Consider the following 551-nt stretch of genomic DNA (forward strand, 5'->3'; position numbering starts at 1 on the left):
TGGTATGGATATGGGGATCGTAAACGCGGGTCAACTTGAAATTTATGACAACGTTCCGGAAAAACTACGAGAAGCGGTAGAAGACGTTGTGCTTAACCGTCGAGATGACGCTACAGAAAGATTGTTGGATATCGCGGCTGAATATGCAGATAAAGGCGTTGGCAAAGAAGAAGATGCCTCTGCGCTTGAGTGGCGAACTTGGCCTGTCGCAAAACGTTTAGAGCATGCGTTAGTTAAAGGGATCACAGAGTTCATCGTTGCAGACACTGAAGAAGCACGTGTGAATGCGGCAAAACCACTTGAAGTGATTGAAGGTCCTTTGATGGATGGCATGAACGTGGTGGGTGACCTATTTGGTGAGGGTAAGATGTTCTTACCTCAAGTAGTGAAATCTGCACGTGTAATGAAGCAAGCTGTCGCGCATTTAGAGCCTTTTATTAACGCCGAAAAACAATCCGGTAGCAGTAACGGAAAAATTTTGTTTGCGACAGTGAAGGGTGACGTGCACGACATCGGCAAAAACATTTTAGGCGTTGTATTGCAGTGTAATA

1 protein-coding gene is annotated in these 551 nt (G+C 45.4%); it reads left to right on the top strand.

The annotated features are described in order from the left end of the window. A partial coding sequence (locus R7Z77_RS27730) for a B12-binding domain-containing protein (protein WP_318137356.1) occupies nucleotides 1-551 on the top strand: 551 nt, incomplete at both ends.

It is taken from the genome of Vibrio sp. 1401, from assembly GCF_033340295.1.